Annotated in this window: 21 protein-coding genes; 1 reads left to right on the top strand and 20 read right to left on the bottom strand. The window is 71.4% G+C overall.

Annotated features, from left to right (window positions below):
* Positions 1 to 41: 41 nt before the first annotated feature.
* From carB to pyrR, 6 genes are all read right to left on the bottom strand, one after another.
* Complete coding sequence (gene carB, locus ACZ4M5_RS20140) at positions 42 to 3,350, bottom strand: carbamoyl-phosphate synthase large subunit (RefSeq protein ID WP_467738601.1); 3,309 nt, start codon at positions 3,348 to 3,350, stop codon at positions 42 to 44.
* Positions 3,343 to 4,482 carry a glutamine-hydrolyzing carbamoyl-phosphate synthase small subunit gene (gene carA, locus ACZ4M5_RS20135; protein ID WP_467738599.1) on the bottom strand — a complete coding sequence of 380 codons (1,140 nt, stop codon included), beginning with the start codon at positions 4,480 to 4,482 and terminating at the stop codon, positions 3,343 to 3,345. The genes carB and carA overlap by 8 nt, the downstream gene beginning before the upstream one ends.
* Complete coding sequence (locus tag ACZ4M5_RS20130; protein WP_467738597.1) at positions 4,479 to 5,048, bottom strand: PH-like domain-containing protein; 570 nt, start codon at positions 5,046 to 5,048, stop codon at positions 4,479 to 4,481. Before ACZ4M5_RS20130 ends, carA begins: the two co-directional genes overlap by 4 nt.
* Positions 5,045 to 6,331: a dihydroorotase gene (locus ACZ4M5_RS20125; protein ID WP_467738595.1), complete on the bottom strand. Its 1,287-nt coding sequence runs from the start codon at positions 6,329 to 6,331 to the stop codon at positions 5,045 to 5,047. The genes ACZ4M5_RS20130 and ACZ4M5_RS20125 overlap by 4 nt, the downstream gene beginning before the upstream one ends.
* Positions 6,332 to 6,336: 5 nt before the next feature.
* Positions 6,337 to 7,365, bottom strand: a complete 1,029-nt coding sequence (locus tag ACZ4M5_RS20120) for an aspartate carbamoyltransferase catalytic subunit (RefSeq protein WP_467738593.1) — start codon at positions 7,363 to 7,365, stop codon at positions 6,337 to 6,339.
* Positions 7,366 to 7,468: 103 nt separating this feature from the next.
* Complete coding sequence (pyrR, locus tag ACZ4M5_RS20115) at positions 7,469 to 8,035, bottom strand: bifunctional pyr operon transcriptional regulator/uracil phosphoribosyltransferase PyrR (RefSeq protein ID WP_467738591.1); 567 nt, start codon at positions 8,033 to 8,035, stop codon at positions 7,469 to 7,471.
* Between the two features lie 266 nt (positions 8,036 to 8,301).
* On the opposite strand from pyrR, the gene bldD reads away from it, so the two are divergent.
* Positions 8,302 to 8,805, top strand: coding sequence for a transcriptional regulator BldD (gene bldD / locus ACZ4M5_RS20110; protein WP_020938842.1), 504 nt, complete (start codon positions 8,302 to 8,304; stop codon positions 8,803 to 8,805).
* Between the two features lie 193 nt (positions 8,806 to 8,998).
* Here bldD and nusB read toward each other — a convergent pair whose 3' ends face one another.
* The 14 genes from nusB to ACZ4M5_RS20040 form a co-directional block, all read right to left on the bottom strand.
* Positions 8,999 to 9,433 (bottom strand): transcription antitermination factor NusB, encoded by a 435-nt coding sequence (nusB, locus tag ACZ4M5_RS20105; protein ID WP_467738588.1) that lies wholly within the window; start codon positions 9,431 to 9,433, stop codon positions 8,999 to 9,001.
* A gap of 2 nt (positions 9,434 to 9,435) precedes the next feature.
* Positions 9,436 to 10,002: an elongation factor P gene (gene efp, locus ACZ4M5_RS20100; RefSeq protein WP_383509690.1), complete on the bottom strand. Its 567-nt coding sequence runs from the start codon at positions 10,000 to 10,002 to the stop codon at positions 9,436 to 9,438.
* Positions 10,003 to 10,051: 49 nt separating this feature from the next.
* Entirely contained in the window at positions 10,052 to 11,167 is a 1,116-nt protein-coding gene (locus tag ACZ4M5_RS20095) for a M24 family metallopeptidase (protein WP_467738585.1), read from the bottom strand.
* Positions 11,168 to 11,270: 103 nt separating this feature from the next.
* Positions 11,271 to 12,158 carry a Pro-rich N-terminal domain-containing protein gene (locus tag ACZ4M5_RS20090; protein ID WP_467738583.1) on the bottom strand — a complete coding sequence of 296 codons (888 nt, stop codon included), beginning with the start codon at positions 12,156 to 12,158 and terminating at the stop codon, positions 11,271 to 11,273.
* Between the two features lie 165 nt (positions 12,159 to 12,323).
* On the bottom strand, positions 12,324 to 13,415 hold the full coding sequence (gene aroB / locus ACZ4M5_RS20085) for a 3-dehydroquinate synthase (protein WP_467738581.1): 1,092 nt from the start codon (positions 13,413 to 13,415) through the stop codon (positions 12,324 to 12,326).
* A complete protein-coding gene (locus ACZ4M5_RS20080) occupies positions 13,412 to 13,927 on the bottom strand; it encodes a shikimate kinase (protein ID WP_467738579.1) in 516 nt (171 codons plus the stop codon). The genes aroB and ACZ4M5_RS20080 overlap by 4 nt, the downstream gene beginning before the upstream one ends.
* Positions 13,924 to 15,108, bottom strand: a complete 1,185-nt coding sequence (gene aroC, locus ACZ4M5_RS20075; RefSeq protein ID WP_467738577.1) for a chorismate synthase — start codon at positions 15,106 to 15,108, stop codon at positions 13,924 to 13,926. The genes ACZ4M5_RS20080 and aroC overlap by 4 nt, the downstream gene beginning before the upstream one ends.
* 142 nt (positions 15,109 to 15,250) lie before the next feature.
* Positions 15,251 to 15,592 carry a hypothetical protein gene (locus tag ACZ4M5_RS20070; RefSeq protein ID WP_467738575.1) on the bottom strand — a complete coding sequence of 114 codons (342 nt, stop codon included), beginning with the start codon at positions 15,590 to 15,592 and terminating at the stop codon, positions 15,251 to 15,253.
* 51 nt (positions 15,593 to 15,643) lie between these two features.
* Entirely contained in the window at positions 15,644 to 16,471 is an 828-nt protein-coding gene (locus tag ACZ4M5_RS20065) for a shikimate dehydrogenase (protein WP_467738573.1), read from the bottom strand.
* 10 nt (positions 16,472 to 16,481) lie between these two features.
* Positions 16,482 to 18,185: an endolytic transglycosylase MltG gene (gene mltG, locus ACZ4M5_RS20060; RefSeq protein ID WP_467738571.1), complete on the bottom strand. Its 1,704-nt coding sequence runs from the start codon at positions 18,183 to 18,185 to the stop codon at positions 16,482 to 16,484.
* Between the two features lie 121 nt (positions 18,186 to 18,306).
* On the bottom strand, positions 18,307 to 18,771 hold the full coding sequence (gene ruvX, locus ACZ4M5_RS20055) for a Holliday junction resolvase RuvX (RefSeq protein ID WP_467738569.1): 465 nt from the start codon (positions 18,769 to 18,771) through the stop codon (positions 18,307 to 18,309).
* Between the two features lie 17 nt (positions 18,772 to 18,788).
* Positions 18,789 to 21,461: an alanine--tRNA ligase gene (gene alaS, locus ACZ4M5_RS20050; protein ID WP_467738567.1), complete on the bottom strand. Its 2,673-nt coding sequence runs from the start codon at positions 21,459 to 21,461 to the stop codon at positions 18,789 to 18,791.
* Positions 21,461 to 21,814: a hypothetical protein gene (locus ACZ4M5_RS20045; protein WP_467738565.1), complete on the bottom strand. Its 354-nt coding sequence runs from the start codon at positions 21,812 to 21,814 to the stop codon at positions 21,461 to 21,463. Before ACZ4M5_RS20045 ends, alaS begins: the two co-directional genes overlap by 1 nt.
* Before the next feature lie 9 nt (positions 21,815 to 21,823).
* A complete protein-coding gene (locus ACZ4M5_RS20040; protein WP_467738563.1) occupies positions 21,824 to 22,261 on the bottom strand; it encodes a DUF948 domain-containing protein in 438 nt (145 codons plus the stop codon).
* Positions 22,262 to 22,438: the final 177 nt, after the last annotated feature.

Below are 22,438 nucleotides of genomic sequence, written 5' to 3'. Positions count from 1 at the left end.
CGAAGAGGGGGACACCGTTTCCGGTGTCCCCCTCGGGGCTGCTAGTCGCGGGCCGCGGTCAGGTGTTCCGCGTGTTCCTGGAGCGAGCGGACGCCCACGTCGCCGCGGTTGAGGGCGTCGATGCCCTGCACCGCCGCCGCCAGCGCCTGGACCGTCGTCAGGCAGGGCACCGAGCGGGCCACCGCCGCCGTGCGGATGTCGTAGCCGTCGAGGCGGCCGCCCGTGCCGTACGGGGTGTTGACGATGAGGTCGACCTCGCCGTCGTGGATGAGCTGGACGATGGTCTTCTCGCCGTTCGGGCCGGTGCCCTCGGACTGCTTGCGCACGACCGTGGCGTTGATGCCGTTGCGCTTGAGGACCTCGGCGGTGCCGGAGGTGGCGAGCAGCTCGAAGCCGTGCGCGACGAGCTCGCGGGCCGGGAAGATCATCGAGCGCTTGTCGCGGTTGGCGACGGAGATGAACGCGCGGCCCTTGGTGGGCAGCGGCCCGTAGGCGCCGGCCTGCGACTTGGCGTACGCCGTGCCGAAGACGGAGTCGATGCCCATGACCTCGCCGGTGGAGCGCATCTCCGGGCCGAGCACCGTGTCGACGCCGCGGCCGTGGATGTCGCGGAAGCGCGACCACGGCATGACGGCCTCCTTGACGGAGATCGGCGCGTCCAACGGCAGCTCCCCGCCGTCGCCGGTGGCCGGGAGCAGGCCCTCGGCGCGCAGCTCGGCGACGGTGGCGCCCAGCGAGATGCGGGCGGCGGCCTTCGCCAGCGGCACCGCCGTCGCCTTCGAGGTGAAGGGGACGGTGCGCGAGGCGCGCGGGTTGGCCTCCAGCACGTAGAGGATGTCGCCGGCCATCGCGAACTGGATGTTGATCAGGCCGCGCACGCCCACGCCCTTGGCGATGGCCTCGGTGGAGGCCCGCAGGCGCTTGATGTCGAAGCCGCCGAGGGTGATCGGGGGCAGGGCGCACGCCGAGTCGCCGGAGTGGATGCCGGCCTCCTCGATGTGCTCCATGACGCCGCCGAGGTACAGCTCCTCGCCGTCGTAGAGGGCGTCGACGTCGATCTCGATGGCGTCGTCGAGGAACCGGTCGACCAGGACCGGCCGGGACGGGCTGATCTCGGTCGACTCGGCGATGTACGCCTCCAGGCGCGTCTCGTCGTAGACGATCTCCATGCCGCGCCCGCCGAGGACGTAGGAGGGGCGCACCAGGACCGGGTAGCCGATCTCGTCGGCGATGGCCTTGGCCTCGGCGAAGGTGGTGGCCGTGCCGTGCTTCGGGGCGGGCAGGCCCGCCTCGGCGAGGACCCGGCCGAAGGCGCCGCGGTCCTCGGCGGCGTGGATGGCCTCCGGGGAGGTGCCGACGATCGGCACGCCGTTGTCCTTCAGCGCCTGCGACAGCCCCAGCGGGGTCTGGCCGCCGAGCTGGACGACGACGCCCGCGACCGGTCCGGCCTGCCGCTCGGCGTGCACGATCTCCAGGACGTCCTCGAGCGTGAGCGGCTCGAAGTACAGGCGGTCGGAGGTGTCGTAGTCGGTGGAGACGGTCTCCGGGTTGCAGTTGACCATCACCGTCTCGTAGCCCGCGTCGCTCAGGGCGAAGGAGGCGTGGACGCAGGAGTAGTCGAACTCGATGCCCTGGCCGATGCGGTTCGGGCCGGAGCCCAGGATGATGACGGCCGGCTTCTCGCGCGGCGCGACCTCGCTCTCCTCGTCGTAGGAGGAGTAGAAGTACGGCGTCTTCGCGGCGAACTCGGCGGCGCAGGTGTCGACCGTCTTGTACACCGGGCGGATGCCGAGCGCGTGCCGGACCTCGCGGACGACGTCCTCGCGCAGGCCGCGGATCTCGCCGATCTGCGTGTCGGAGAAGCCGTGCCGCTTGGCCTCGGCCAGCAGGTCGGCGGTCAGCTCGGGCGCCTCGGCCAGCTCGTCGGCGATCTCCTTGATCAGGAAGAGCTGGTCGACGAACCACGGGTCGATCTTCGTGTAGTCGAAGACCTCCTCGGGCGTGGCGCCCGCGCGGATGGCCTGCATGACGGTGTTGATGCGCCCGTCGGTCGGCCGGACCGCCTGCTCCAGGAGCTGCGTCTTGTCGCCGGGCTCGCCGACGAAGGTGAACTGGCTGCCCTTCTTCTCCAGGGAGCGCAGGGCCTTCTGGAAGGCCTCGGTGAAGTTGCGGCCGATGGCCATGGCCTCGCCGACCGACTTCATGGTGGTCGTGAGGGTGGAGTCGGCGCTGGGGAACTTCTCGAAGGCGAACCGGGGAGCCTTGACGACCACGTAGTCGAGCGTGGGCTCGAAGGAGGCCGGGGTCTCCTGCGTGATGTCGTTGGGGATCTCGTCCAGCGTGTAGCCGACGGCGAGCTTGGCCGCGATCTTGGCGATCGGGAAGCCGGTCGCCTTGGAGGCGAGGGCCGAGGAGCGGGACACGCGCGGGTTCATCTCGATGACGATGACCCGGCCGTCCTCGGGGTTCACCGCGAACTGGATGTTGCAGCCGCCGGTGTCGACGCCGACCTCGCGGATCACGGCGATGCCGATGTCGCGCAGGATCTGGTACTCGCGGTCGGTGAGGGTCATCGCCGGGGCGACGGTGATGGAGTCGCCGGTGTGCACGCCCATCGGGTCGAAGTTCTCGATGGAGCAGACGACCACCACGTTGTCGTGCTTGTCGCGCATCAGCTCCAGCTCGTACTCCTTCCAGCCGAGGATGGACTCCTCCAGGAGCACCTCGGTGGTCGGCGAGAGGGTGAGGCCGGTGCCCGCGATGCGGCGCAGCTCCTCCTCGTCGTGGGCGAAGCCGGAGCCGGCGCCGCCCATGGTGAAGGAGGGACGGACCACGACCGGGTAGCCGCCGAGCTCCTCGACGCCCTTGAGGACGTCGTCCATGGAGTGGCAGATGTAGGACCGGGCGGACTCGCCGTGGCCGATCTTCTTGCGGACCTCCTCCACGACCACCTTGAACTGGTCGCGGTCCTCGCCCTTGTGGATGGCCTCGACGTTGGCGCCGATCAGCTCGACGCCGTGCTTGTCGAGGACGCCGTTCTCGTGGAGCGAGATCGCGGTGTTCAGGGCCGTCTGGCCGCCCAGGGTGGGCAGCAGCGCGTCGGGCCGCTCCTTGGCGATGATCTTCTCGACGAACTCGGGGGTGATCGGCTCGACGTAGGTGGCGTCGGCGATCTCCGGGTCGGTCATGATCGTCGCCGGGTTGGAGTTCACGAGGATGACCCGCAGGCCCTCGGACTTCAGCACGCGGCACGCCTGGGTGCCGGAGTAGTCGAACTCGGCGGCCTGGCCGATGACGATCGGGCCGGAGCCGATGACCAGGACGGACTGGATATCGGTGCGCTTAGGCACGCTGGCCCTCCATCAGGGAGACGAAGCGGTCGAACAGGTAGGCGGCGTCATGCGGGCCCGCTGCCGCTTCGGGGTGGTACTGGACGCTGAAGGCGGGGCGGTCGAGGAGCTGGAGCCCCTCCACCACGTTGTCGTTCAGGCAGACGTGCGACACCTCGGCACGGCCGAACGGGGTGTCGGCGACCTCGTCGAGCGGGGCGTCGACGGCGAAGCCGTGGTTGTGCGCGGTGACCTCGACCTTGCCGGTCGTGCGGTCCTGGACGGGCTGGTTGATGCCGCGGTGGCCGTACTTCAGCTTGTAGGTGCCGAAGCCGAGGGCGCGGCCGAGGATCTGGTTGCCGAAGCAGATGCCGAACAGCGGGGTGCCGCGCTCCAGGACGCCCCGCATGACGGACACGGGGTGGTCGGCGGTGGCCGGGTCGCCCGGGCCGTTGGAGAAGAACACGCCGTCCGGGTTCACGGCGTAGACGTCCTCGACGCTCGCGGTGGCCGGCAGGACGTGCACCTCGATGCCGCGCTCGGCCATGCGGTACGGGGTCATGCCCTTGATGCCGAGGTCCACGGCGGCCACGGTGAACTTCTTCTCGCCCTGGGCCGCGACGACGTACGCCTCGGTGGTGGCGACCTCCGCGGAGAGGTCGGCGCCCTTCATCTGCGGGGCCTCCTTGACGCGCGCGAGGAGCGTCGCGTCGTCCCGCACGGCGTCGCCGCTGAAGATGCCGACGCGCATGGCGCCGCGCTCGCGCAGGTGGCGGGTGAGGGCGCGGGTGTCGACGCCGGAGATCCCGACGACGCCCTGCGCGTCCAGCTCCTCGTCGAGGGTGCGCCGGGAGCGCCAGCTCGACGGCACGCGCGCGGGGTCGCGCACGACGTAGCCGGAGACCCAGATGCGCCGGGACTCGGCGTCCTCGTCGTTCACGCCGGTGTTGCCGACGTGCGGGGCGGTCATCACCACGACCTGGCGGTGGTAGGAGGGGTCGGTGAGGGTCTCCTGGTAGCCGGTCATGCCGGTCGAGAACACCGCTTCGCCGAAGGTCTCCCCCACGGCCCCGTAGGCGCGGCCCCGGAAGATCCGGCCGTCCTCCAGGACGAGCACGGCGGGAGTTCTGGCTCCCCTGGTGGAGGTGGTCATCGTTCGGCGCCTTCCCTGGTGTTCTTCTCGATCATGGAGTTGATGGTGTCGGCCCACTCGTTGTGCTCGGCCGCGTGGTCGGAGCGGAAGCCGGAGTCGATCAGCCGGTCCCCGTGCTCCCAGGTGACCACGAGCAGGCCGCCCTCGGTGAGCACCTTGCCGGCGATGCCCTTGTCGAGCCGGGCCTCGCGCAGCTGGGCCACGGGCACGAAGAAGTCGCTCGCCCCGGGGCGTACGACGTCCAGGCCGGCGTCCGTCAGCGTCAGCTCGGCGCGGCTGCGGGCGCCCAGGCCCCGGGCGACGATGCGGTCGAGCCACTGCCCGGCGGTGGTGGAGCCGTGGTAGCGGCCGGTCATGGTCAGGCGCGCCGGACCCGGCGCGTCCGGGGCGGCGGGCAGCTCGGGCAGGTCGCCCTGGAGGGTGCCGCGCCACTTCCAGCCCTCGCGCATCAGCCAGTAGACGAGCGCGACGAACAGGGCGAGGCCGACGACCCAGCCGATGCGGGCGGCCCAGTCGGTCACTTGCGCCGATTCCTTCTCGGCGGCCAGCAGGAGTACAGGTGTCACGTGAGCTTCCCGTCGACGAGCGTGGCCTTGCCCCGCAGCCACGTGTGCGTCACACGGCCCGGCAGCTCACGCCCCTCGTAGGGGGTGTTGCGGCTGCGCGAGGCGAAGCCCGCGGGTTCCACGAGCCCACGGTATGCCGTGTCGACCAGGGTGAGGTTGGCGGGCTCACCTGCCGAGACGGGACGTCCGTGGCCGGTGGCCTGTCCGATCTGCGCGGGCTTGACGGACATCCGGTCGGCGACGCCGGCCCAGTCCAGCAGGCCCGTGTCGACCATGGTCTCCTGCACCACTGACAGCGCGGTCTCCAGGCCGACCATGCCCATGGCGGCCGCGGCCCACTCGCAGTCCTTGTCCTCGTGCGGGTGCGGGGCGTGGTCGGTGGCGACGATGTCGATCGTGCCGTCGGCGAGCGCCTCGCGCAGGGCCATCACGTCGCGCTCGGTGCGCAGCGGCGGGTTGACCTTGTAGACGGGGTTGTAGGTGCGCACCAGCTCATCCGTGAGGAGCAGGTGGTGCGGGGTGACCTCGGCCGTCACGGCGATGCCGCGGGACTTGGCCCAGCGGACGATCTCGACGGACCCGGCGGTCGACAGGTGGCAGATGTGGACGCGGGAGCCGACGTGGTCGGCGAGCAGGACGTCCCGGGCGATGATCGACTCCTCGGCCACCGCGGGCCAGCCGCCGAGACCCAGCTCGGCGGAGACGACGCCCTCGTTCATCTCGGCGCCCTCGGTCAGCCGCGGCTCCTGCGCGTGCTGGGCGACGACACCGCCGAAGGCCTTCACGTACTCCAGGGCCCGGCGCATGATCACGGCGTCGTGGACGCACTTGCCGTCGTCGGAGAAGACGGTGACGCCGGCGGCCGACTCGTGCATGGCGCCCAGCTCGGCGAGCTTCCTGCCCTCCAGGCCGACGGTGACGGCGCCGATCGGCTGCACGTCGCAGTAGCCGTGCTCCCTGCCGAGCCGCCAGACCTGCTCGACGACGCCGGCGGTGTCGGCGACCGGGAAGGTGTTGGCCATGGCGAAGACGGTGGTGAAACCGCCGGAGGCGGCGGCGCGGGTGCCGGTGAGGACGGTCTCGGAGTCCTCGCGGCCGGGCTCGCGCAGATGGGTGTGCAGGTCGACCAGGCCGGGCAGCAGCACCTTGCCCTCCGCCTCGACGACCTCCGCACCCTCGGCGCTCAGGCCGGTCCCCACCTCGGCGACGGTGGCGCCGTCGATCAGGACGTCCTGGGGGGCGCCGCCGAGCACCTTCGCACCACGGATCAGGATCTTGCTCATCTGTCTTACTTCTCCTCGGCCGCAGAGGGGGTGTGCGCGGAGCGCTCGTTGGAAGGGTGGTGGTGGGAGACGGGCGGGCGGGTGACGGCGGGTTCGTTGCCACCGAGCAGCAGGTACAGGACGGCCATCCGGATGGACACTCCGTTTGCGACCTGTTCGACGACGGTGCAGCGGTCGGAGTCGGCGACCTCGGCGGTGATCTCCATGCCGCGGACCATCGGGCCGGGGTGCATCACGATGGCGTGCTCGGGCATCCGCGCCATGCGGTCGCCGTCGAGTCCGTAGCGCCGCGAGTACTCCCGCTCGGTGGGGAAGAAGGCGGCGTTCATGCGCTCGCGCTGGACGCGCAGCATCATCACCGCGTCCGACTTGGTCAGGGTGCTGTCGAGGTCGTAGGAGACCTCGCAGGGCCAGGTGCCGATGCCGACGGGCAGCAGGGTCGGCGGGGCGACGAGGGTGACCTCGGCGCCGAGGGTGTGCAGCAGGTCGACGTTGGACCGGGCGACCCGGCTGTGCAGCACGTCGCCGACGATGGTGATGCGCTTGCCCGCGAGGTCCTGGCCGAGCCCGGCGTCGGGCCCGATGAGGCGGCGGCGCATCGTGAAGGCGTCCAGCAGGGCCTGGGTGGGGTGCTGGTGGGTGCCGTCGCCGGCGTTGACGACGGCGGCGTCGATCCAGCCGGAGTTCGCCAGGCGGTAGGGGGCTCCGGAGGCGCCGTGCCGGATGACCACGGCGTCGACGCCCATGGCCTCCAGGGTCTGGGCGGTGTCCTTCAGGGACTCGCCCTTGGAGACGCTGGAGCCCTTGGCGGTGAAGTTGATGACGTCCGCGGACAGCCGCTTCTCGGCGGCCTCGAAGGAGATCCGGGTCCGGGTGGAGTCCTCGAAGAAGAGGTTGACGATCGTGCGGCCGCGCAGGGTCGGCAGCTTCTTGATCGGCCGGTCGGCGACCCGGGCCATCTCCTCGGCGGTGTCGAGGATCAGGACGGCGTCGTCGCGGGTGAGATCGGCGGCCGAGATGAGATGACGCTGCATCTGTCAGGCTCCGTAAGGCAGTTCACAACGGGAGGTTCGGGGCAGACGGGCGCGCGGGCGCGCGCACTGAGCCGGCGTACGACGGCGGCGTACGCCTGGAGTGCTACTGGGCGGCCGGCTTGGCACCGAGCAGCACGGTGTCGCGACCGTCCTCCTCGGCGAGCTGGACCTTGACCGTCTCCCGCAACGACGTGGGGAGGTTCTTGCCGACGTAGTCGGCGCGGATGGGCAGTTCGCGGTGGCCGCGGTCGACGAGGACGGCCAGCTGCACCGCGCGCGGGCGCCCGATGTCGTTCAGGGCGTCGAGGGCGGCGCGGATCGTGCGGCCGGAGAAGAGCACGTCGTCGACGAGGACGACCAGCTTGCCGTCCAGGCCGTCACCGGGGATCTCGGTGCGGGCCAGCGCACGCGGCGGGTGCATGCGCAGGTCGTCGCGGTACATGGTGATGTCGAGCGAGCCGCACGGAACCTTGCGCTCGGTGATCTGCTCGAGCTTGTCGGCGAGCCGGCGGGCGAGGAAGACGCCCCGGGTCGGAATGCCGAGGAGCACCACGTCGTCGGCGCCCTTGGCGCGTTCGACGATCTCGTGGGCGATACGGGTCAGCACCCGTGCGATGTCGGGCCCCTCCAGAACGGGCCGGGCATCGGACTGCGAGTCGTGCGTGTCCATACGAAACGGACCTCCTTCTCCGCCTCACGGGACGGACCTTAAAGGACGTCGGGATTGCGCCATCCACGGTAGCAGGTCCCCACGGTCACCCGAACGGCCCCCATGGATCACCCATCCGGCGCAATGCACGGCCGCTACCACGGAAGAGTCGGTGCGGACCATTCGGCTTGACGCGGCAGAGTAACGCTGCGTAACCTCACAGTGAGTTACCAGCCGCGCGGGCTGGCACCCACGCCAGACGCGTCGACACAGTGCCGGGGAGCTATATGTCCAGCGAATACGCCAAACAGCTCGGGGCCAAGCTCCGGGCGATCCGCACCCAGCAGGGCCTTTCCCTCCACGGTGTCGAGGAGAAGTCCCAGGGCCGCTGGAAGGCGGTCGTGGTCGGTTCGTACGAGCGCGGCGACCGTGCCGTGACCGTGCAGCGTCTTGCCGAGCTGGCGGATTTCTACGGCGTTCCGGTGCAGGAGCTGCTGCCGGGCACCACCCCGGGCGGCGCTGCCGAGCCGCCGCCCAAGCTGGTCCTCGACCTGGAGCGGCTGGCCACGGTCCCCGCCGAGAAGGCGGGCCCGCTGCAGCGCTACGCGGCCACGATCCAGTCCCAGCGCGGTGACTACAACGGCAAGGTGCTCTCGATCCGCCAGGACGACCTGCGCACACTCGCCGTCATCTACGACCAGTCCCCCTCGGTCCTCACCGAGCAGCTGATCAGCTGGGGCGTGCTGGACGCGGACGCGCGCCGTGCCGTGGCGACCCACGAGGACGCCTGACCCCTCCACGGGGCGGCGAACCCGACCACAGCAGAAACGTGCCGCCGGGGTGGCCGGAACCGTAGGGTTCACGGCCACCCCGGCGGTGTCGTACGGGGCCGCGGAGCCGTCCGGGACGAGACGGGACGGGCAGGGGAAGCCGGAGGGCCCGCAGCGTCACCGCTGCGGGCCCTCCGGCGTGTGTGGTCGGTCCTCAGACCTCGTCGCGGCGGAGCGACGGCTTGAGCTCCTTCAGCCGGCCGAGGAGGCCGTTGACGAACGAGGGCGACTCGTCCGTCGAGAACTCCTTCGCCAGCTGCACCATCTCGTCGAGCACGACGGCGTCCGGGGTCCCGTCGACCCAGATCAGCTCGTAGGCGCCGAGCCGCAGGATGTTGCGGTCGACGACCGGCATGCGGTCGAGCGTCCAGCCCACCGCGTACTGGGCGATCAGCTCGTCGATGCGCCTGGCGTGCTCGGCGTAGCCCTCGACGAGCTCCATCGTGTACTCGCTGACCGGCGGCTGCCGGGTGTCCGCCCGGGACAGGCGCACCCAGTCCGCGAGGACCGTCAGGACGTCGGCGCCACGCTGATCACCCTCGAAGAGGATCTGGAAGGCGCGCTTACGGGCCGTGTTGCGGGCAGCCACGGTTAGCTGTTCACCCGGCCGAGGTAGTCGCTGGAGCGGGTGTCGACCTTGATCTTCTCACCGGTGGTGATGAAGAGGGGGACCTGGATCTGGTGGCCGGTCTCCAGGGTGGCGGGCTTGGTGCCACCGGTGGAGCGGTCGCCCTGGACGCCCGGCTCGGTCTCCTGCACGGTCAGCTCGACGGCGGCGGGCAGCTCGACGAAGAGCACCTCGCCCTCGTGCTGGGCGACCGTGGCGGTGAAGCCCTCGATCAGGAAGTTGGCGGCGTCGCCGACGGCCTTGCGGTCGACGTGCAGCTGGTCGTACGTCTCCATGTCCATGAAGACGAAGTAGTCGCCGTCCATGTAGGAGAACTGCATGTCCCGCTTGTCGACGGTGGCCGTTTCGACCTTGACGCCGGCATTGAAGGTCTTGTCGACGACCTTGCCGGAGAGCACGTTCTTGAGCTTGGTGCGCACGAAGGCCGGGCCCTTGCCGGGCTTGACGTGCTGGAACTCGACGACGGACCAGAGCTGGCCGCCTTCGAGCTTGAGCACCATGCCGTTCTTGAGGTCGTTCGTGGAAGCCACGGTTGCGGAATCTCCTGGACTGACGTACGACCCCGGGGCACGCACCTGCCTACAGGGCGAGCAGCTCCTTGGTCGTGATGGTGAGTAGCTCGGGTCCGCCGTCCGCCTCGGGGCGGACGACGAGCGTGTCATCGATCCGGACACCACCCCGGCCCGGGAGGTGGACCCCAGGTTCGACGGTGACCGGCACGCAAGCGTCCAGTTTACCCATGGCCGCGGGACTCAATTGAGGGTCCTCGTCGATTTCGAGCCCCACGCCGTGTCCGGTGAGGGCCGTGAGGCCCTCCGAGTACCCGGCGGAGTCCAGGACCTGGCGGGCCACGCGGTCCACGTCCCGGCAGGCGGCGCCGGGTACGAGGCTCTCCCGGCCGGCTCGCTGGGCTGCGAAGACCAGGTCGTACAGCTCGATCTGCCAGTCGGCGGGCGCGGTGCCGATCACGAACGTGCGGCCGATCTCGCACCGGTAGCCGCGGTACGTCGCGCCGAGGCAGACGGAGAGGAAGTCACCCTCCTCCACCCGGCGGTCGGTGGGCCGGTGGCCCGGGCGGCCCGAGTTGGGGCCGGTGCCCACGGAGGTGGGGAAGGCAGGACCGTCCGCCCCGTGGTCGACCAGGCGCCTTTCCAGCTCGAGGGCGAGGTGGCGCTCGGTGCGGCCGACGAGGATGGACTCCAGCAGTTCGCCGAGGGCCTGGTCGGCGATCTCCGCGGCGATGCGGATGGAGGAGATCTCCTCCTCGTCCTTGACGACCCGGAGCTGCTCGACCGCGCCGCCGAGGTCGGCCAGGCGCAGGGCGGGGGTGACCGAGCCGAGGGCCCGGTGCCGGGCCACGGTGAGGTGGTGCTCCTCGACGGCGAGCGAGTCGGTGCCGTGCTCCGCGGCGACGCCGGCCGCGGCGACGGCCGGATCGCCCGGGGCGGCTCCCGGCAGGGTCCGCACGCGCAGCGCCTCGTCGGGGCGCTCCTGGGTGGGGCGGTCGGCCGTCGGGCCGGCGCAGACCAGGAGGTCCTCCTGCGGGGTCCGCCCCAGCAGCAGGGCGGCGCCGGGCGGGGCGGCGCCCGCGAGGTAGCGCACGTTGGCGGGGCGGGAGACGAGCGCCGCCGCGCTGCCGCCCGCGTTGCAGATTTCCCTCAGACGCGTCCGGCGGGCCGCGTACACCTCTGACATGACCCGAGCGTATGAGCTTCGTGCGCCGGGCGCCGTTCGGGAGAGGCCGAGTGGGGCAGCCCGGCGGGTGCCGCCCGCACGTCCCCGCCGCCCCGGGGTGGCGCTACCACTGGGGCGGGCTCGCTATGGACCTGGCCAGGACCTCGTCCAGCACGCGGGCCGTCTCCGGCACGTCCAGCTGGGAGTTGTCGATGATCGGCAGGCCCGATCCGTACCAGCCGGCCATGCGCCCGTGGATGCGGGCGACCTCCTCGTCCGACAGGCGGCGGTTGCCGGAGCGCTCCGCGTTGCGTTCCAGGACGATGTCCAGCCCGGGCAGGAGCACGACGGGCAGCAGGCCCGGGCCGACGTGGCGCTTCCAGCCGCCGAGACCGACGACCGGACGGTCGGGGAAGACGGCGTCGTCGAGGATGCACGAGATGCCGTTGGCCAGGAAGTTGCGCGCGGCGAATCCGCAGGTGCGGCGGGCGAGACGGTACTGGGCCTCGGAGTTGTCGTTCCACCCGGACTGCGGGTCGGCGAAGCCGGAGCGGACCCATTCGCGCACGTCGTCGAGGCTGATGTGCGCCGTGGGGACCCGGCGGTGGTCCGCCCAGTACTTGGCGACGCTGGTCTTGCCCGCGCCCGCCGGGCCGATCAGCAGCACCGCGAGGGTCGTGCCCGCCGGGTCGGGGGCCGCCGCGGCGGGCGGGGCGCTCGGCACGGCGACGGGCCCGCCCGGCGGCAGCCGCACATGGCCGGTCGTCTCGGGCGCCACCGGCGCGGAGGCCTGCGGGGGCGGCGCGGCCGGTCCAGGAGGCGGCGCGGCCGGTCCAGGAGGCGGCGCGGCAGGGTACCCCGGCGCCGGGGGCGGCGGGGGTACGGGCGCGGGGCCCTGCTGCGCGCCGGGGTGCTGCGGCCCCGGGTGATGTGCGGCCGGGGACCAGCCGACGGCCGGTCCGTGCCCCGGCTGATGGGGCGGCGGCAGCGGAGAACCCACTGCGTGCTGCATCCGGTGCCACTCCGTCTCGTACAGGCGATAGGCGCTGACAGCGGGGGCGGTACCCGCTGCTACCGAACGGTACCGCCCCCGGTCGTCCCTGTGTGAACGGCCGGGGGCGGTCCGAAGTGCCCGGACGCGCAAGGCGCTTCGGGGCGGAAGGGCGCGCCGGAGGACTTACTGGCCCACTTCGCCGTACGCGGCGAGCAGGACGGCCGGGTCGGGTCCTTCCAGGACGGTGGGCTTGGCCAGCCCGTCGAGGACGATGAAGCGCAGCAGGTCGCCACGGGACTTCTTGTCGACCTTCATGGTCTCCAGCAGCTTGGGCCACTGGTCGTAGCGGTAGTGCAGGGGCAGCCCGACCGCTTCGAGGATCGTGCGGTGCCGGTCGGCCGTCGCGTCGTCCAGCCGGCCCGCGAGGCGGCCCAGTTCGGCGGCGAAGTGCATGCCGACCGAGACGGCCGCGCCGTGGCGCCACTTGTAGCGCTCGTTCTTCTCGATGGCGTGGCCGAGCGTGTGGCCGTAGTTGAGGATCTCCCGCAGGCCCGACTCCTTCAGGTCCGAGGAGACCACGTCGGCCTTGACCCGGATGGAGCGCTCGATCAGCTCGGCGGTGTGCGGTCCGGCCGGGGTGCGGGCGGCCTCCGGGTCGGACTCGACGAGGTCGAGGATCACGGGGTCGGCGATGAAGCCGGCCTTGATGACCTCGGCGAGCCCGGAGACGTAGTCGTTGACGGACAGCGACTCCAGCGCGGCCAGGTCGCACAGGACGCCGGCGGGCGGGTGGAAGGCGCCGACGAGGTTCTTGCCCTCGGCGGTGTTGATCCCGGTCTTGCCGCCGACGGCCGCGTCGACCATGGCCAGCACGGTCGTCGGGACCGCGATCCAGCGGACCCCGCGCAGCCAGGTGGCGGCCACGAACCCGGCCAGGTCCGTGGTGGCGCCGCCGCCGACGCCCACGACGACATCGGTGCGCGTGAAGCCGGACTGGCCGAGCGCCTTCCAGCAGTAGGCGGCGACCTCGGCGGTCTTGGCCTCCTCGGCGTTGGGCACCTGGATGGCGACGGCCTCGTAGCCCTGCCCGGCGAGGTCGGCCCGCAGGGCGTCGCCGGTCTCGGCGAGCGCCTCGGGGTGGATGACCGCGACCCGCTTGGCCCGGTCGCCGATCAGCCCGCCGAGTTCGTCCAGCAGCTGACGGCCCACCAGGACCTCGTAGGGTTCGGTGCCCGCGGTGCCGGCGACCTGGATGCGGGTGACTGCCTCGCTCATGCCTTCTTCAACTCCAGTGCGTCCAGGGCGGCTTCGGTGACCTCTTCGGGCGTACGGCCGTCCGTGGCGATCACGGCGGTGGCGACCTCCTCGTAGAGGTGCCGGCGGGCCTCCATCAGCTCGCGCCACTGCTTGCGCGGGTTGACCGCGAGCAGCGGGCGGGCCGTGTTGAGGCCGGTGCGCTTGACGGCCTCCTCGACGTCCATCGACAGGTACGCCACGCGCTGCCCGGCGAGCAGCGCGCGCGTGTCCTCGTCGAGGATCGCGCCGCCGCCCAGCGCGAGCACGCCGTCGTGCTCGGCGACGGCACGCCGCACGGCCGCCTTCTCCAGCGTCCGGAAGGCGGCCTCGCCCTCGTCGACGAAGATCTCGGCGATGGTCCGGCCCTGCCCGGCGACGATGTCGTCGTCGGTGTCCCGGTAGGCGACGTCGAGCCGCCCGGCCAGCAGCCGCCCGACGGTGGACTTGCCCACGCCCATCGGACCGACCAGCACGACCAGCGGCCCGCTCATCGGATGGCGAGGTGGTCGAGGTACGCGGTGACGTTGCGGCGGGTCTCGGTCACCGAGTCGCCGCCGAACTTCTCCGCCACCGCGTCGGCCAGGACCAGAGCCACCATGGCCTCGGCCACGATTCCGGCCGCCGGGACGGCGGAGACGTCCGAGCGCTGGTGGTGGGCCTGGGCGGCCTCGCCCGTGGTGACGTCCACGGTCTGCAGGGCACGCGGGACGGTCGCGATCGGCTTCATCGCCGCCCGCACCCGCAGCAGCTCACCGGTGGTCAGTCCGCCCTCGGTGCCACCGGAACGGCCCGAGGTGCGCCGGATGCCCTCGCCGGTGTTCACGATCTCGTCGTGCGCCTGCGAACCCGGCACCCGCGCCAGTTCGAAGCCGTCGCCGACCTCGACGCCCTTGATGGCCTGGATGCCCATGAGCGCGCCGGCCAGGCGGGCGTCCAGCTTGCGGTCCCAGTGCACGTGCGAACCGAGGCCGACGGGCACGCCGTAGGCCAGGATCTCCACCACACCGCCCAGGGTGTCGCCGTCCTTGTGGGCCTGGTCGATCTCGGCGACCATCGCCTTCGACGCGTCCGCGTCCAGGCAGCGCACCGGGTCGGCGTCCAGCCGCTCCACGTCGGCCGGCGTCGGGTAGACGCCCTTGGGCGCCTTCGCCGAAGCCAGCTCCACCACGTGGGAGACGATCTCGACCCCGGTGGTCTCCTTCAGGTAGGAGCGGGCCACCGCGCCCAGCGCCACCCGGGCCGCGGTCTCCCGCGCCGAGGCGCGCTCCAGGATCGGCCGCGCCTCGTCGAAGCCGTACTTCTGCATACCCGCCAGGTCGGCGTGACCGGGCCGGGGACGGGTCAGCGGCGCGTTGCGGGCGAGACCCGCCAGCACCTCCGGGTCGACCGGGTCGGCCGCCATGACCTGCTCCCACTTGGGCCACTCGGTGTTACCCACCATGACCGCCACCGGGGAGCCGAGGGTGAGGCCGTGCCGGACACCGCCGAGGAAGGTGACCTCGTCCCGCTCGAACTTCATCCGCGCACCGCGCCCATAGCCCAGGCGGCGCCTCGCGAGATGGTCCGCCACCATGTCCGTGGTGATCGGCACGCCGGCGGGAAGGCCCTCCAGCGTCGCGACGAGTGCGGGACCGTGGGACTCCCCCGCGGTCAGCCAGCGCAACCTGCTCAACGGTGCTCCTCAGTGCTCGCGCCCTGGTACTGCCTTGCGTACGCACGTCCTCGCGTACGGCGACGGCCTGACCGGCTGCGCGGCTCCGGTCCGCCACCTCCGATCCTCCCACGCCCGGGCCCGGTGTCCGGCCGCCGGTCCATCAGGCGGACGCGCTGTCGCCCTGGTGGCGCTGCGGGGCGTAGGCCCCCAGGAAGTCGGCGCCGGATCCCTGCTGGGGCGGCGCGGGTGTCTGCTGCGGCGCGTACTGCCCCAGGTGGTCGGCGCCGCGCCCCTGCCCGTACTGCGCGGCGGCGTGCACCGGCCGGCCGGCGCGGACGGCACGGCGGTAGGCGATCTTGCGCTTGATCTTGACGGCCCAGGACGCCACGAGGGCGAGCACGATCACGGCGAGCACCGTGAACTGCACCCAGTCGGGCAGGAAGCCCAGCACGGCCTCGAATATCTCGGACTTCGCGGACGCCTGCGGCAGGCTTGCGGACATGACGGACGTTCCCCTCCCCTTGTTCCGCCCCCTGCGGAACGAGAGCGGATCTTAGCGGCCCGCGAGCGCCCGCTCGCCTGCTTTTCGCATGGCGTCCAGGGGCGCGGGGGCGAGTCCCGTCATCTGCTCGACCTGGAGCACCGCCTGGTGCACCAGCAGGTCGAGACCGCTGACGACGGCTCCGCCGTACGCCGACCAGCGGGCGGCGAGGTCGGTCGGCCAGGGGTCGTAGAGGACGTCGAAGAGGGCCGCGGGCCGTTCCGGCACCGACCGGGCGAGGGCGTCGGTGACACCGGTGGGCGTGGTGCTGATCACCAGGGGGGCGCGCAGGGCCTGCTCGGCGTCCGCCCAGTCGGCGATGCGCACGGTGACCTGCAGCCGCTCGGCCCACTGCCGCATCTCGGCGGCCCGGGCCTCGCTGCGCACGTACACGGTGATCTCGCCCGGGCAGATCCGGGACGCAGCGGCGAGCGCGGACGAGGCGGTGGCGCCCGCGCCGAGGATCGCGGCGGAGTCGGCCTGCTCGATGCCGTGCTCGCGCAGGGCGGCGACCATGCCGGGGATGTCCGTGTTGTCGCCGGTGCGGCGGCCGTCCTCCGTGACGACGACGGTGTTGACGGCGTCGACCGAGGCCGCGGTGTCGCTGATCCGGTCGAGCAGCGGGATCACGGCCCGCTTGAGCGGCATGGTCAGCGACAACCCGGCCCATTCGTGCCCCAGCGTCTCGAAGAACGCGGGCAGCCCGGCCTCGTCGACCTCGAACCGGTCGTACGTCCAGCCGTCCAGGCCCAGTTCCCGGTAGGCGGTGCGGTGCAGGACCGGGGAGAGCGAGTGGGCGATCGGGGAGCCGAGTACGGCGGCCCGGCGGGGTGCGGCCATGGAGGGGTCCTCAGTTGTTGCGCGAGGCGTTGAACTTGTCGACCAGCTTCTGGTGTTCGGCGTTGGTCTTCGTGAACTCGCTGGTCTTGCCGTCGAGCGAGATGAAGTAGTACCAGCCGTCGTCGGTCGGATCGAGGGCGCCCTTGAGCGCGTCCTCGCCCGGGTTGTCGATGGGCCCCGGCGGCAGGCCCTTGTGGAAGTAGGTGTTGTAGGGGTTGTCGTAGTTCCGCAGCTCGCTCAGGCTGAGGTCGATCTTGCTCTGGTTCTTGATGTAGTTGTAGGTGGAGTCGAACTCGAGCATCCCGTTGGTCTGGGGGTTGCCGGGCTTCATGCGGTTGTAGACGACCTCGGCCATCTTGCGGAAGTCGTCGTGGCTGGTGCCCTCGGCCTGGACCAGGCTCGCGACCGTGATCAGCTGCCACGGGTCCTCGAGCCCGAGACTCGCGGCCTTCTTCTCGACGCCGAGCTTGTCGTAGGTCTCGGTGGCCCGCGCGACCATCTTCTTCAGCACGTCCGCGGGCTTCTGCCCTTCGGTCACGCCGTAGCTGGAGGGGTAGAGGAACCCTTCCAGCGGGTCCTTGACCTGGGGGTGGTTCTGCGCCCAGGCGGGCAGACCGAGCTTGCGGAAGTCCTTCTTGGCGACCGCGGCCGTGGTGCCCGCCTCGACCTCCAGCCGCTTGTCGATGAGGCGGTAGATGTCGGCGTTGCGCCTGCCCTCGGCGATGATCAGGTTGTCGCGGCTCTCGGGGCTCAGCATCAGTTCGACCGCGCTGGCGGCCGACATCTGCTTCCGCATCGTGTAGACGCCGGCCTGGATGTTGCGGCCCTCGGGGTCGGAGGCCTGGGCCGAGACGAAGGCGTCGACGCTCTTGACGACCCCGGCGGCTTTCAGCGCCCGGCCGATCGCGTAGCCGTTCGCGCCCTCGGGGATCTCGACGGACACTTTCTGGCCGGTTCCGTCGCCCGCGTAGTCCGGGGCGTCGCCGAAACGATCCTGGTAGAACTGGTAACCGAAGTAGCCGGCACCGGCCACGCCGCCGCCGAGGATCACGACGACCAGCAGGCAGGCCATGCCGTTGCGGCGCTTCTTCGGCTTGCCGCCGCGTCCGCGCTTGTCGCCTCCGCCACGCCGGTCCCGCGGATCGTCAGCGTCGTCGGCGTCGTCCTCGGGGTCCCCGCCCGCGAAGAAGGCGTGTTCACCCTGGTCGGGGCCGGGGTCCCAGTCCGTCTCGGCCTCGGGTTCCGGGCTCCGCCCGGTGCCTTGCGGGGCCGGCTGCGCGGAGGGCGGGTAGGCGTCGGGGGTGCCGTAGGACTCCTGCGGGCCCGTCCCGTAGGCGCCGCTCTGCTGCCCGTACGGATCACCCGGGTACGAGACCTGCTGCTGGGCGCCGGTGTCCCAGCCGCCGTTGCCGTAGGGCTGCTGGTGGTACGGGTCCTGCGGCTGGCCCTGACCGGGATACTGCTGGTGTCCGTGCGCCTGTGCCGCGTACTGCTGCTGGTCGTAGGGGTACTGCTGGTGCGCCTGGCCGTAGCCGGGGTACTCGCCGCTGCCCCAGTCGCCCTGCTGCGGCTGCTGCGGGTAGTGCTGCGGCTGGCCTCCGTAGGGGGACGGGTGACCCTGCTGGGCCTGCGGGCCGCCGTATCCGCCGTCCCCGTACAACGGGTCCTCCGGATGCCACGGTTCGGAGCCTTGGCCCCGGCCATACTCAGTCATCGATCCCCTAGAGCCGCGAGGCGGCGGTCACGCGGCTTCCGGCCCGGCTCCCGTCCCGCCTCTTGCTGTGCGGCGGCTGTTCGAACGCCGCCGCATCGCGCGGAACGTTACCGTATCGCGATCAGATGACCACTTCGACGCCTTCGCCGGGTGCCTTGCCTGACACCCGTTCGGATTCGAGGGCCTGCTGGAGGATGATCACGGCTGCCGCCTGGTCGATGACGGACCGGCCCTTCTTGGACTTCACGCCCGAGGCGCGCAGTCCCTGACTGGCCGTCACCGTCGTCATCCGCTCGTCGACGAGCCTCACCGGCACCGGGGCGATCATCCGGGCCAGCTCCTGGGCGAAGCCCCGGACCTTGACCGCGGCAGGGCCTTCGCCGCCCTTGAGGGAGCGGGGCAGACCGATCACGACCTCGATGGGCTCGTACTCCTCGACGAGCTGCCCCAGCCGTCGCCGGGCTGCCGGGACGTCCCGCCCGGGGACCGTCTCCACCGGGGTGGCGAGGATCCCGTCGGGGTCGCACGAGGCGACCCCGATGCGGGCGTCCCCGACGTCGATCGCGAGCCGACGTCCTCTGCGCATGCTGTCCGACCCGTCCCCTACTTGGCCGTCTCGGCGACGAGGCGCTCGACGGCGTCCACGGCGTCACCGACGGCGGCCGGGTTCTGGCCGCCGCCCTGGGCGACGTCCGGCTTGCCGCCACCACCGCCGCCGAGGGTCTTGGCGGCCGCGCGGACCAGTTCGCCGGCCTTCAGACCGCGCTCGCGGGCGGCCTCGTTGGTGGCGATCACCGTGAGCGGCTTGCCGTTCACCACCGTGAACAGGGCGACGACGGCGGCCCGGCCGCCCTGGATGCGCCCGCGCACGTCGAGGACCAGCTTGCGCAGGTCGTCGGCGGTGGTGCCGTCCGGGACCTGGCCGGTCACGACGGCGACGCCCCGCACGTCCTTGGCGGACTCGGCGAGACCGGCGGCGGCCTGGAGCACCTTCTCGGCGCGGAACTTCTCGATCTCCTTCTCGGCGTCCTTCAGCTTGCCGAGCATGGCGGAGACCTTCTCCGGGAGCTCCTCCGGGCGGCCCTTGATCAGCTCCTGGAGCTGGGCGACGACGGTGTGCTCCCGGGCGAGGAAGTTGTAGGCGTCCACGCCGACCAGGGCCTCGATGCGCCGCACGCCCGAGCCGATGGAGGACTCGCCGAGCAGCTTCACCAGGCCCAACTGGGCGGTGTTGTGCACGTGGGTGCCGCCGCACAGCTCCTTGGAGAAGTCGCCGATGGTCACCACACGGACGCGCTCGCCGTACTTCTCGCCGAACTCGGCGATGGCGCCCTGCTTCTTGGCCTCGTCGATGCCCATGACGTCGGCGCGGACGTCGAGGTCGCGGGCGAGCACCTCGTTGATCTTCTGCTCGACGTCGGTCATCACGGCCGTCGGGACGGCGGACGGCGAGCCGAAGTCGAAGCGGAAGCGGCCGGGCTGGTTCTCCGAACCGGCCTGGGCGGCCGTCGGACCGAGGGCGTCGCGCAGCGCCTGGTGGGTCAGGTGGGTGGCCGAGTGGGCCCGGGCGATGGCCTTGCGGCGGCGGTCGTCGATGGCGGCATGGGCCTTGGCACCGACGGTGACCTCGCCGACCTGGACGACGCCCTTGTGGACGTAGACCCCGGGGACCGGCTTCTGGCAGTCGCGAATCTCGATCACGGCACCGGTGTCGACCTTGATACGGCCGGTGTCGCCGATCTGGCCACCGCCCTCGGCGTAGAAGGGCGTGCGGTCGAGGACGATCTCGACCTCGTCGCCCTCGGTGGCGGCCGGGGAGGAGGCGCCGTCGACGAGGATGCCGACGATCGTGGACTCGGACTCGGTGTCGGTGTAGCCGATGAAGTCGGTGGCACCGGCCTGGTCGGCGATCTCACGGTAGGCACCGGCGCCGGCGTGCCCGGTCTTCTTGGCCTGGGCGTCGGCCTTGGCGCGCTCCCGCTGCTCCTTCATCAGGCGGCGGAAGCCGTCCTCGTCCACGGAAAGGCCCTGCTCGGCGGCCATCTCCAGGGTGAGGTCGATCGGGAAGCCCCAGGTGTCGTGGAGCAGGAAGGCCTTGTCGCCGGGCAGGACGGTGCCGCCGGCGGCCTTGGTGTCGGTGACGGCCGTGTCCAGGATGTTGGTGCCGGCCTTCAGCGTCTTGAGGAAGGCGTTCTCCTCGGCGAGGGCCACCTTCTCGATGCGCTCGCGGTCGGTGACGAGCTCGGGGTACTGCCGGCCCATCATCTCGATCACGGTGTCGATCAGGTCCTTGACGACCGGACCGGTGGCGCCGAGCAGGCGCATGTTGCGGATGGCGCGGCGCATGATGCGGCGCAGCACGTAGCCGCGGCCCTCGTTGCCGGGGGTGACGCCGTCTCCGATGAGCATGACGGAGGTGCGCATGTGGTCGGTGACCACGCGCAGGGAGACGTCCGAGGCCTGGGCGTCGCCGTAGCGGACGCCGGTCAGCTCGGTGGCTTTGTCGATGACGGCCATCGAGGTGTCGATCTCGTACATGTTCTGCACGCCCTGCAGAATCATGGCGAGGCGCTCGAGGCCGAGGCCGGTGTCGATGTTCTTGCTGGGCAGTTCGCCGAGGATCTCGAAGTTGTCCTTGCCGATGCCCTCGCCCCGCTCGTACTGCATGAAGACGAGGTTCCAGATCTCCACGTACCGCTCGTCGTTGACGGCGGGGCCGCCCTCGGCGCCGAACTCGGGGCCGCGGTCGTAGTTGATCTCGGAGCAGGGGCCGCAGGGGCCGGGGACGCCCATGGACCAGTAGTTGTCCTTCATGCCGAGGCGCTGGATGCGCTCCTTCGGCACACCGACGACCTCGTGCCAGATGCGCTCGGCCTCGTCGTCGTCCTTGTAGACGGTGATCCACAGACGCTCGGGGTCGAGACCGTAACCGCCCTTGTCCTGGGCGCTGGTGAGCAGCTCCCAGGCGAGCTTGATGGCGCCTTCCTTGAAGTAGTCGCCGAAGGAGAAGTTGCCGCACATCTGGAAGAACGTGCCGTGCCGGGTGGTCTTGCCGACCTCTTCGATGTCCGGCGTGCGCACGCACTTCTGCACGCTGGTGGCGCGGGCGAAGGGCGGCTTGACCTCACCGAGGAAGTAGGGCTTGAAGGGGACCATGCCGGCCGGGACGAGGAGCAGAGTCGGGTCGTCCGCGATGAGCGACGCCGAAGGGACGACGGTGTGACCGCGCTCCTCGAAGAAGCTCAACCAGCGGCGGCGAATCTCAGCCGACTCCATCAGTGGTCCTCATTCCGGTTGTACGGGTACGTCGGGTACGTCGAACCCTCGACGTACGTCGGGTTGGTGCGGTTCTCGATGGCGGCGTGCCGCCGGGGCGCCGGGAGTTCCGGGTTCTCGTTGATGCCGAGTGCCTCGCCGAGCTCGGCCTCCCGCGCCGCCATGTTGTCCCGGACGTCGAGCGCGAAGCCCACGGCCCGGTCCTTGATGCGGTGGCCCGCCTCGATCGCCTTGTTCCCGGCGGTCTTCGCGAGGCTCTCGGGGGTCAGCTGCTTGAGCTTGCGGTTGACCTTGGTGGTGGCCCACACACCGGCGGCGACGCCCGTGCTGAACCAGAAGGTGCGGCGGAACATCGCTGGCTCTCAGTCCCTCTTGTCTCGGGCGCTGCGCCGGGTGATCGTCCGGCCCACGATCACGGTACGCCTCGGTGCCTTGGCGGCGGTCGGCGTGTCCTCCCTGCGGCCGCCCAGGGCCCGGCGCACGCCGTAGCCGAAGGCGGCGACCTTGACCAGGGGGCCGCCGAAGGTGGAGGCGACGGTGGTCGACAGTGCCGAGGCGTTCGACGTGACCTCCTGGACGTCGGAGGCGATCGCGTCGACCCGGTCGATCTGGGTCTGCGCGGAGCGCACCGCCGCGGAGGCGTCGGCCAGCAGCGGGACGGCCTGGTCGGTCACGTCCGCCACGAGCTTGGTGGTCGCCCTGAGCGTCTGGGCCAGCCTCGCCAGTGCGACGGCGAGGAAGGACACCAGGATCGCCCAGAAGACGGCCACCAGGATCCCGGCAACCTCTCCACCGGACACTGTGCACCCGCTCCCTGAAACGCGCCTGAACTTCGAAAAAGTCGTACGCCGAGCCTATCGCGCCGGGGGTGGGGCTCCGTACCGGATTACCGCCCGGGCGTGGGGTGATCGCGAAAGCCCGCCGCCCCGCCCGCCGGTGAGGGCGGGTGGGGCGGCGGGCTGAGGTACCGCGTGCCT

It is taken from the genome of Streptomyces sp. NPDC026246 (assembly GCF_055567995.1).
This window is presented reverse-complemented; position numbering and strand designations above follow the sequence as displayed.